We start from the raw sequence: 9,199 nt of genomic DNA on the forward strand, positions 1-9,199 counted from the left end.
CATTTGTAAGTGATTTGCCAATATCAATTAAATGCTGACAATTACATGATGATGATAACTATCCGGATTATGCTGCCGTACCGTATTTGTTATTTATAGTATATCGTCCGGATATTTGGTTAATTTTTCACTTAAAATGATGTGTTTCAAACTTTTTGAGCACTGGATAGGTTCATTAGTTCATGGATATTTCATTGGTTACGATTGTTAAAAACCGTCGTGCTGCGCTCCTTAATATGATTAAGGGGTTGGAATGCGGCACACAACATCCTGCAGAACTTATAATCGTACACATGAACGAGGAAGTATATGAATTGCCTGCCTGTATTTTTCCTGTGAAACAGGTGGTGGTTAATAGCGTACATCATTTACCGCTGGCCGCTGCAAGGAATGCTGCGGTGACTTTCGCGCGTCACGATCAGGTGGTATTTCTGGATGTTGATTGTATCCCGGCATCAGATTTTCTTTCTCTTTACAATAAAGCCTTTAACGATCGGAATGCACTCATTTCTGGTCGGGTTCGCTATCTTACTGCACAAGCGATGAAAAAAGACGATCTTATCGAACGTATGAAAGAATATAGTATACCAGACCCGGTACGCGGAAATGTTGACCAATATCCTTATGAACTTTTTTGGTCGCTTAATTTTGGCTGTAATAAGTCTGTTTTCTGGCAAATAGGTGGTTTCGATGAATTTTTTACCGGGTATGGAGCAGAAGATACCGACTTTGCTTTTGCGGCAAAATTTAATGGTGTGCCTATGAATACAATAAATGCGATGGCTTTTCATCAGTATCATCCAAGTTACGATCCGCCTATGAATCACCTTATCGATATCATTAGTAATGCAACTGCCTTCCGGAAAAAATGGGGGATTTGGCCTATGGAAGGTTGGCTGGCCAAGTTTGAGCACGCAGGCCTGATCAAATGGTCTGACGAGGATATTGAGCTAAAGTGCATGCCCTCGGCCCTGGAAATGGAAAAAGCGCTAAAGTTGACTTAATGATGCTGAAAAAGAGTGCGGTGGGTTTGCCTTAAATAATCTGCTGCCCTTTCGGCTGCATCACTGCTGATAAATCCAGACCAATTCGGGTGGGTAGTCACCAAATTTTCTAATATTACTTTCCAATCAAGATCGAATATCTCCGAAGCAGACACGTGCACGGCCAATGCCAGTTTTTGAATAATACGAGCTTTTTCTTCCTGTTCCTCAAAAGGTCGTTCTTCAGCTATGGCAATAAAACGTTTGTTTAACGAAGCGCATTCCATTACCGTATTATGGCCGGCATTACCTATTACAATACTGCATTCTGTCAGAATTGCCTGAGGATCACTCAATTCTCCATGAAACTGAAGGTTATGAATATGGCTTAGATGTTGACTATCGCCAACAACGTGGAATGTCCATTGCGGACATTGGCTGGAGAGATAATCCAAAAATTGTCCATTGATACTTGTGCCGCCACGTCCGATGAGTACTGCCACCTGTTTTTTACTGACATCTGAAGTATCTGCACTGGGTGCAAATCGGCTGAATCCTCCGGTATAAAACGTTTTCTCATTTACCCATTCCGGGCCTGGTCCAGACATCTGCAAATCAAAAGGCGCCAATAAACCAGCGGCATTGCGGTAACAGATTTGATGTGGTAAATCGTCTCTTAAACCATGTTGCCTGATTACTATCGTTGGTACACCGCAGAGCCTCGAAAGCATGGCGATTTCAACAGAAACGTCGATAACAAATAGCAATTTGGGGTGGCTGGCTAAAAAACTGGTTATCTTATTTACCCGCTCCAGCTGTCCGGATACATTAAGCGGCGCATAATGCAACCCCTCCAGGTTTTGATCCATGAAATCACGATCCTGTTGATTAGGCGTATCAATGGGTAAAAAGATCAGATCGATTGAGTTCGGGATCAGCGCTTTTTGCGCTTCAAGCCCACTTCCCAAAAAAGTTATTTGGCAATTTTTTAGCGAAGAAGCGATCGCAAGGCACCTCATCAGATGCCCCGAACCATGGTGATGAACGTAAAAAGCAATTTCCATATCAGGCCACATAGCTTACTGTTTCCGTCAGCAGCGATTCATAAGCATCTATCATCCGTTCGATATCCAGATTTTCTTCCGCCTGATGGCGACAGGCACTCCGATCCATATTTACAGCTACAGCCACACAATTTGCAAGGTCAGCAGGGTCATTGCTGCTGGTGAGACAGCCGGTTCCGGCAGTCACCAGATAAGGCAATGCGCCACGGGAGATGCCTGCAACAGGTGTACCGCAGGCGAGGCTTTCTGCAACAACAAGACCAAAAGGCTCATCCCAGCAAGGGGTGATCAGCGCGCACCTGGCATTGCCGATTGATTCGTTAAGTGTTTCGTGGCTACAATTTCCCAGCATTTCTACGCCTTCGCCAATCAGCGGTTCCACATAAGTTTGGAAATAGTGCAAATCAGCAATACTACCGGCTACTTTAATCGGATAGCCAGCCAGTTTAGCCGCTTGTATAGCAATGTGCGTTCCTTTATCCGGATGAATCCTTCCAAACCAGACCAGGTAATCACCAGTGGGTTTTGCATGAAATTTCCATAATGAAATATCTACGCCATTACAAATTACCTCGCAATGATTGAGGAAAGGCTGCCAGGCGAGCGCATTGGGTTTTGAAACACTTACATACCGCATTCTCCCTATTTTACGCTCCTGTAACATCGCCCGTTTCATTTCGAAGATAGGAGGAGTGTGCAGTACGGTAACCATGGGTGTTGCGGTAATGGTAGACATGGTAAGCGGCACATAATTAAGACTATTATTGAAGATTACATCATGTTCACGACTATCAATATCCTGCATAAGTTCTAAGTAAGCATGATGTGTGGATATAAAATCCTCGCTAAGCTCATGGGCCCTGAACCGGCTCAGCGTTTCCCTATCATAATCTACATCTGTAAGTATCACATTAACATTGAGGTCAGGATCGCTAAGCTCACTTGCATATAAAGTTACGGTGTGTCCTCTGGCAATAAGCCTTTTAGTAACTTCATATGTGAAAGCTTCCAGGCCGCCCATGTAGGGTTTACGGATGGGATGTTTTAAATGTGCTATTATTCCAATATTCATAGGGATTTTTCAAAAAGATGGTTATCATAACAACTAAGATAGAGCGACGAAAGTTTTGACTAATGCTAATGCTGAACCTTTTTGTATTTTTTCCCGTATTTAAACCCGAAAGCGATATGGCCAGTCTGGATATACTTTAGGATTGTCAACCATCAGAATTTTGCGGAGCGATTAACTATTGATGAAAATAGTCTTCGGAAACCAACTGATAACAGCGTGTGTTATACAGATGATGCAAGAGAAGCAAATCATAGCAGAGCGTATATTAATGGTGGCTGCGCAGCGTGGCCCCGATAAAAGCACCTGCCCGTCTGAAATTGCACGAATGCTTTTTCCAAACGATTGGCGAAAATACATGGGAATTATTATGGAAGTAGCAATTGACCTGACTATTGGTGGAAAAATTGCAATCACTCAGAAAGGTAAGGCAGTAGATGTTGGGAAAATTAAGGGACCAGTACGCATTAAACAACACACTTTAACAGTGTAATTAATTTGTTTTGGTTCTGCTAAAACTAAATGAAATCCAAATGGTTATATTGATACACATGGAACGATAATGAAAAAGAGAATAATGGTTTTAGAGGATGATCAGGATATCAGGGAAATCATAGGATTGCTGTTGGATGAGGAGGATTATGAGGTTAAATTGTATCCTGATATTAGGAGTTTTAGAAAGGATTTGCTTTTTATTGCGCCAAGCCTGATGATTTTGGACGTTCGCCTGCCTGACGGTAATGGACATGACCTGTGCCGGGAGGTGAAAAACGATCAGCGTACCTTGGGTATTCCGGTTTTAATGATGTCCGCGCATTCGTCCCTAACAGAAGTTAACCGGAAATGCTTTCCTGATGATTTCATTGCAAAACCTTTTAATATAGACGATTTTGTTGCTAGGGTGAATGCCGTGGTAAACTAATGATTTTATAACCTGAGCTAAGTTGTTAAAGAATTAATATGTATTTGCAATTAATTAATCTTAATCTCCTCCGAACTTAAAAACGGAGGCACCTATATATTTGCATAATGCTTAATTTAACTTTTTTTCCAATTCTAGCACCTTTCTAAACATGGGATCATTTTTTAACAGAAATGTTTTTCCAAATATATCCTTCGTTGTCGTTCTCAAATAAAGGTTTTCTATGGAATAGGAGACAGGATATTCCACATGATTTTGGAAAACATCCTCGAGCCTTTTGATACCAGTGAAATCAATTTGAGGTTCTACCCTGAAAATAAACTTGCTGTATGGCAACATTTTAATGATTACGTTTGCCTGTAGTCCACCCAACAAATCTGGCGTTCCTCCAATGCTAATCAACTGCCCGGTATTTTGCGCTAAACTGGAAAGATTACTTGCTGAAGAGTAAATAAATTTATCCTGAAGGATATATATATATCCGTTAAATGGAAATCTGATACTGTCTGGCACCACAAAATTAAAAGATTGTTTAATGAAGTACATGTCCTGAGATTTGAATTGAGGAACACCTGGTCTAAAAGTCTTATCATTGCTCTTGATAATAGAATCCCGATTAATATGGTATTTTTTCTGAATTTCAGGGCTAAAGTTTCTGGCTACAATAACATCCTTTTTCAAGGTATCACTCACCAGTTTCTTCAAAAAAATGTTATAAGTATTATCCGATCCTCCGCCATTTCCCCTGATATCGATAACCACGCTGTTTACTTTATGTTGAGCGAAAATGGCTTCCATGCGCTTTTTAATTGTATCACCTAACTCGGGTCTCATGGCCGGGAGTTTAGCATAAAATATTCCCTCCCTGTCGAAATAATGCGTTACTACGGTGTCAGTCTGGCCGAAATAACTATAGTCATTAACCTTTTTTGCTGAATAGGTCACGGAATCATTTTTGTTGATGTTCAGCTGATGCTGGATATTTTTTTGATCAATAAAAGTCATTTTCAGGGTATCTTGCCTGTAGATTTCAGCTGGCCAATAAAAATTTTCATCATAAACACGGTTATTTACCCTATCCCAGCGCAATGGAGAATAGAGTTCGGTAAGTGTGGCAACGAAGTCATGAATATTTTTACCGTTGCAGCTAATTAGTTTCATGGAAGCAGGGTAATCTTTACCCCTGTAGCTGAACGGCATTAAATTATAGTATGCCCCCGAAGTGTAAATGAGATTGAGGTCGGCTTTAGAATAAAAACTTTCTTTTAGGTATTTTACATACTTATACCTATTTTCGGTAGATGCGCTATCAAAGGAAACAAAACCAGTTGGTATCCAGTATTGTTTGGCAATATCTAGCAATACCGTATTGAGCTGGCTGGTATGTCCGTCCTGTGCGGCATTAATCGTCTTTTTGATAATGTGCAGGTAAGATTCCATAGTGGTTTTAGGACTAATTTGTTTTCTCAACTGGGCTGCGTGCCAGCTGAAATCAATTCCCCTTACTTCTTTGTTAAAATAGATGATCGGGCTTACCTGTTTGATAAAGGAAACCAGGGTATCATGCTCGGCTCGCATTTGCTGATAAGTTAACTGCGGTAGATGATCAAATGATGGCGAAGGATTAGATGAGTATTGTTTCTGTTTTAAAGCACATGAAGTGGCTAAACAAATGGCTAAAAGAATGTATAGGTATCGCATGGAGTAAGAATTTCCACAAAGGAAAAAGATTGCAGGCAGAAGAAATTGTAAAAATCATTCACCTTACTTTTCCTGGTAAATCCAGGCCAGCGATTGTTGCTGCACAGATACTGCATTAAGTAATTTTTTGGGAGAATAACCTGTAAATGTTTTAAAATCTTTAATGAAATGGGCCTGGTCATAGTAATGATGGCGTAATGCAACGGTTATGAGTGGATCTGCCGCAGTCATTAGGTCCTTTAATGCTTTCCTAAAACGAACGGTTTTAAGATATTTCTGAGGGTTTTGTCCCAAACTGGTTTTAAAAAGCCTAAAAAGAGTCGTATCGCTAATCCCAAGTTTTTGACAAAGCATGTCTACACTAATATTTGGATCATTTAGCTGAGCTATTGATAAGTGGTAAAGGGCTTCCTGAATTTTTGATACCCGATTTTCTTCAAGTTCATCCAATAACAATCTTTCAAGCTTTCTGGCTTGTTGTGTAGGATCAGGCTCATCGAACAGTTGCTCAAGAAAATATTTATCCTTTGGCTGAAACAATTGTTCAAATACCTGGTCGGAATGCCGTATCTCATTAAAATCTACCTGGGTAAAAGCTTTTAAAGCAGCAGGGTGGAAGATCACACAAATCTGATTGAGTTCTTGCAGAATATCCACCTGGAAAGGCATGTTGTGGAAGCCGTAAATTCGGCTGGTAAACGCTTGCCTGCCTGCTTTAATGACGCAATGATTAACTTTTTCATCACACCGATAGTCGACATGATTATGACGGTAAATAGCCAGGCACAAATTATTGTTAGGAAAGGTACTGTATTGAACGGGTACATCATCGTTTTTCTGCAGAAAAAGAAAATATTCAACATACTGCTTTAACACTATGTTTTCAGGTTTTACGATGACGGTTTTCAACAGGTTTTTCTCCATAGTTCTCCAGGCTTACGCTATAACTCTTTTACAAAGGAAATTTATCGACTAAATTATTGATTAAACTGAATGCGAAGTGAATACGAACCATTCCTTTTATCTTTTAAATTAACCCGCCGAAATTTTACCGCTTTAATGCGCTTTGCTTTGGTCTTCGTAAATAAGCTGAAAGCACAAAAATTGAAAATCCAAAAAGCCAGGTTGAAAATAGTACGATAACGAAAATCTCTCTGATGGATGAATGAAAAAATCTTGGCTGATAAAACAGCCGGTTCAAAATGTTAATTTTTTCAATCAACGCATTTCGGTTAAAATTATTCCTGATCTGGTCTATCTGATCCTGATCTTTATCGCGAAAACGGAATACATCCTTTGTGAGGTTTGCTGGATTAATAGAGGATTCTATATGGTATCTTTTCAATAATGAATCCAGCTTTTTAAAAGATTGAAGTAATGAATCCTGGTTTAACTTATAGAGTAGTTTGTATCGGTCTATCGCATTTTGACGCTGTTGTTTTGCTATATCTTCACCATATATCGGACTAATCAGCGCTTTATTTTCAAGAAAAATACAAATATCATCATCATATTTTGGGTCAACCTCAGTGCCTCTGAATATAATTTCAGTGCTGTCCTTTCTGATGTTTTTTGATATGATTCTTTTCTGTAATTCTTGCTGATCAAAACCCAGCAACTCATTAGCAGCATTGGCCGCGCTTTTCAGCTTTTCATAACCTGTGGTCAGCATTTTTAAAGTATCGATGCTATAATATTTAGATTCTAGGCTAAAATATTGCTTATCTGCCGGATCATAAAAAACAGTATCCGTTACCTCCATTACCGGATAGGGCTTTGGATAAAGAATATTGGTTACATTAAATAGTGTTTGTGATAGTGTTTCTGAATTATAGTGGGAGCCAGGGTATAAAAAAGGATTCAAAACGTTTAACAGCTTTTTATCAGCATTGAAATTTTTCGCTGATAATTCCTGCTTAAGTTTAGCATTCATCCCGAAACTATAACTTATAAAAAAGGTTAGCGATAAGAACACGATGAAAAGCAGTGCAGCACCTGTTTTAATCAGATTTAGTGCGCTGTATTTTTCTTTTGAATGATTTCGTATGAGCAGAATAAGAACAATTAATAAAAATAAACCAGTTACAAAAAAATGTGAGATAGATACATCATCGTAAAATTTAAAGCGGTAAAATTCTGTGTAAATATCAATTTCCCTAATGCCTGTAAACTTAAAATAACCATACAAAAAGTAGGCTAAGTGTATAAAGACTAAAATGATAATGGATTTGATCAGAAATGACCTCATTTTTTTGTTCATAATTGCAATAAAATTACTGCGGTGAAAATAACTATTTTTTTAAGTAATTGTAATTAACAAATCAGTAGACCAACTGTTATAGATGAAAAGGAAAATAATGGAATAGTATACATTGGTAATTCCAAATTCAATGAATTACTGGGTGTCCTTCTTTCAATAATTTATGCGCTATCTTTTTAAAATAAGTTGGTTATCTCAGTAATTAAATCACCATCGTCCTATCATGATATCAAATTCTTAATTAATTCTAGACCTGTGTTTATTTCATGGACGATTTCATTCTCCATAGCAGTATAATCCATATTGTCTTCAATACGGCTCTCCCAACTGGCCGTTTGTTCCACAAGCTTTATCAATCCGGCGGTTCCTGCAGTTCCTCTGACTTTGTGAAGAATCTGTTTCAGATATCCGGTATTCTTTTCTTTTATCCCTGATTTTAAATTTTCTTGCGCCAGGAAAAGCTCCTTTACCACTAAGTTCAAAAATACTTTTCTAAAATCGTCATCACCACCCATTTGCTCTTTTAGAATATTCATATCCAAATACATTTCTGGATGCTTATTGTCTTCAGGTAATCTCTGAACGCCAGTAGCTATATGTTTTTTCAACATTTCCAAAAGATCGTTTTGTCTGAGGGGCTTGGGTAGAAAATCACTCATTCCGGCATCCAGGCATTTTTCTTTTTCACCCAATACGTTTCCTGCCGTAACCCCGATAATCGGAATTTTGGCGTATTCCGGTAGCAGCCGGATTTGCTTCGTGGCTTCTATACCATCCATTACAGGCATCTGTACATCCATCAACAGCAGATCAAAAACCTGGCCCCGGCATTGTTCCAAAGCCTGCAGACCATCTGTTGCTTCTGCTAACCTTACATTGGGAATTAGCGATTCCATCATCCTGTTATTCAGCATCATATTCACCGGATTATCGTCAACAAGCAAGACATGAGGCGAAGTCATGAGCGGGGAAGGTTCTTCTTTCTGCAATGGGTTATAGGCAACCGTTTCTTTTTCTGAACTTTTTATTGCCTGCCGTAAGGTTTTGTACAGTTCTTCAGATTTGATAGGTTTAAGCAGAAAGTAGGAGTTTTCTTCCTTCTTGAAAGAATTGATGGCGTCATGTTCTTCAGAAGATGTATGAAGGATAACAATAGGCGGGGCTTCATTCCGCTGCTTAAACAGTAGCTTTATTTTCCCG

9 protein-coding genes are annotated in these 9,199 nt (G+C 39.1%); 3 read left to right on the forward strand and 6 right to left on the reverse strand.

Annotated features, from left to right (window positions below):
* Positions 1-182 precede the first annotated feature (182 nt).
* A complete protein-coding gene (locus BLR60_RS00575; protein WP_090496121.1) occupies positions 183-1,004 on the forward strand; it encodes a glycosyltransferase family 2 protein in 822 nt (273 codons plus the stop codon).
* Here BLR60_RS00575 and BLR60_RS00580 read toward each other — a convergent pair.
* A complete protein-coding gene (locus BLR60_RS00580) occupies positions 1,001-1,951 on the reverse strand; it encodes a glycosyltransferase (RefSeq protein WP_167354651.1) in 951 nt (316 codons plus the stop codon). The genes BLR60_RS00575 and BLR60_RS00580 overlap by 4 nt on opposite strands.
* Positions 1,952-2,048: 97 nt before the next feature.
* Complete coding sequence (locus BLR60_RS00585) at positions 2,049-3,119, reverse strand: glycosyltransferase family 4 protein (protein ID WP_090496123.1); 1,071 nt, start codon at positions 3,117-3,119, stop codon at positions 2,049-2,051.
* 181 nt (positions 3,120-3,300) lie between these two features.
* Here BLR60_RS00585 and BLR60_RS00590 point away from each other — a divergent pair, with 181 nt between their 5' ends.
* Positions 3,301-3,609 carry a DUF3253 domain-containing protein gene (locus tag BLR60_RS00590; RefSeq protein WP_244155551.1) on the forward strand — a complete coding sequence of 103 codons (309 nt, stop codon included), beginning with the start codon at positions 3,301-3,303 and terminating at the stop codon, positions 3,607-3,609.
* 69 nt (positions 3,610-3,678) lie between these two features.
* Positions 3,679-4,038 carry a response regulator transcription factor gene (locus tag BLR60_RS00595; RefSeq protein WP_090496124.1) on the forward strand — a complete coding sequence of 120 codons (360 nt, stop codon included), beginning with the start codon at positions 3,679-3,681 and terminating at the stop codon, positions 4,036-4,038.
* A 111-nt stretch (positions 4,039-4,149) separates the two neighbouring features.
* Here the strand turns inward: BLR60_RS00595 and BLR60_RS00600 are convergent, their stop codons facing one another.
* The 4 genes from BLR60_RS00600 to BLR60_RS00615 form a co-directional block, all read right to left on the reverse strand.
* The gene (locus BLR60_RS00600) at positions 4,150-5,739 is read right to left on the reverse strand and encodes a S41 family peptidase (RefSeq protein WP_090496125.1); all 1,590 of its coding nucleotides are present in this window, start codon (positions 5,737-5,739) and stop codon (positions 4,150-4,152) included.
* Between the two features lie 63 nt (positions 5,740-5,802).
* Positions 5,803-6,663 carry a helix-turn-helix domain-containing protein gene (locus tag BLR60_RS00605; protein WP_090496126.1) on the reverse strand — a complete coding sequence of 287 codons (861 nt, stop codon included), beginning with the start codon at positions 6,661-6,663 and terminating at the stop codon, positions 5,803-5,805.
* Between the two features lie 124 nt (positions 6,664-6,787).
* Positions 6,788-7,987 carry a hypothetical protein gene (locus BLR60_RS00610; protein ID WP_208600545.1) on the reverse strand — a complete coding sequence of 400 codons (1,200 nt, stop codon included), beginning with the start codon at positions 7,985-7,987 and terminating at the stop codon, positions 6,788-6,790.
* A 233-nt stretch (positions 7,988-8,220) separates the two neighbouring features.
* Positions 8,221-9,199 (reverse strand): response regulator (locus BLR60_RS00615; protein ID WP_143009015.1); only part of this gene is annotated, 979 nt, incomplete at its 5' end.

The organism is Pedobacter terrae, from assembly GCF_900100705.1.
Lineage (GTDB): Bacteria > Bacteroidota > Bacteroidia > Sphingobacteriales > Sphingobacteriaceae > Pedobacter > Pedobacter terrae.